Consider the following 540-nt stretch of genomic DNA (forward strand, 5'->3'; position numbering starts at 1 on the left):
TGAGGGCGGTGGGCGGGGCGGTGAGGGCCCGGGGGGGGCGGAAGTGGGCGATCGTGACGCCCTGCGGGGGAGCGGGCGGCGTGGTGGGGAAGACGGGGTCGTTGGCCTCGAGAGCCGTCAGCGCCGGAGCCGAGGAGGCCGGGGAGACGAAGCCGACGCCGGCCGCCAGACCCGAACCGTTGAACGCGCCGATGGTGTCACCGGTGCAGAGCGCGCCGACGGCGGCGGTGACGGTCTCGGTGTTGATCACGCGGTCGGCAGCGGCCGCCGCGGCGGCCGCTGCCGACCGCGTGATCAACACCGAGACCGTCACCGCCGCCGTCGGCGCGCTCTGCACCGGTGACACCATCGGCGCGTTCAACGGTTCGGGTCTGGCGGCCGGCGTCGGCTTCGTCTCCCCGGCCTCCTCGGCTCCGGCGCTGACGGCTCTCGAGGCCAACGACCCCGTCTTCCCCACCACGCCGCCCGCTCCCCCGCAGGGCGTCACGATCGCCCACTTCCGCCCCCCCCGGGCCCTCACCGCCCCGCCCACCGCCCTCA

Annotated in this window: 2 pseudogenes; one reads left to right on the forward strand and one right to left on the reverse strand. The window is 76.3% G+C overall.

The features are described from left to right. Nucleotides 1–301: pseudogene (locus tag VE25_RS22605) on the reverse strand (hypothetical protein); the annotation flags it as partial. On the opposite strand from VE25_RS22605, the pseudogene VE25_RS03735 reads away from it, so the two are divergent. Further along, nucleotides 291–540 (forward strand): annotated as a pseudogene (locus VE25_RS03735) (ABC transporter substrate-binding protein); the annotation flags it as partial. The pseudogenes VE25_RS22605 and VE25_RS03735 sit on opposite strands and share 11 nt — an antisense overlap.

The organism is Devosia geojensis, assembly GCF_000969415.1.
In the GTDB taxonomy this organism is placed as follows: domain Bacteria; phylum Pseudomonadota; class Alphaproteobacteria; order Rhizobiales; family Devosiaceae; genus Devosia; species Devosia geojensis.